1 protein-coding gene is annotated in these 655 nt (G+C 64.0%); it reads right to left on the bottom strand.

The features are described 5' to 3' along the window. Window positions 1–655, bottom strand: a 655-nt coding sequence (locus tag ACYVOK_RS35890) for an IS110 family RNA-guided transposase (protein WP_460667080.1), incomplete at both ends; no start/stop codon positions are given.

The following is a 655-nucleotide window of genomic DNA, read 5'->3' as shown; positions in this document are numbered from 1 at the left end:
CACCGGCGTCAATCCCAAGGCGGCTCCGACAGCTTTCGAGTTCCTGAAGCGGGCCGGGACATCGATGGTGCTGGTGAAAGCTAGGGCGACCACAGGCCCGACACCCGGAACAGTCATCAGGCGCCGGCAGTTGCTATCATCCCGGACGATCTCCAGCACTTTCCGGTGAAGGCGGGATAGCTCCTCCCGCAGCGTCGGCCTGGCGGCGAGCAGGGCTGCGGTGATGTCCGCCAGTTCCGGCCTGCCGTCCACGAGCTCCCGGATCCGGCCGTCAAACCCCACTGGCCCGACTACGCCGACCTTGAGGCCGAAGTTGCGCAGCAGGCCACGAATGTCGTTCTCGATCGCGATCGCCTTCTCCTGCAGCAGCTTACGTGCGGTCAGCAGAGCCCTGCGGCGCTGGCTTGTCACGGTCTTGACGTGCACTGGGCGGAACAGGTTGACCCGCATCATCTGGGCGATGCCACGGGCATCGTTTCGATCGGTTTTATTCACCTGCGCCTTGAGGAACGCCTTAGTATGCCGGGTCTCGATGCAGATCACCGGCAAGCCAGCGTGGGCCAATCCGCTGAACAGCCACTGTGACAAGGGGCCAGCTTCAAGCCCGATCCGGGCCAACCGCCATGTGGGATCCTGAAGAGCCTGGGCGAGATCT

Source organism: Kribbella swartbergensis, from assembly GCF_054784135.1.
This window is presented reverse-complemented; position numbering and strand designations above follow the sequence as displayed.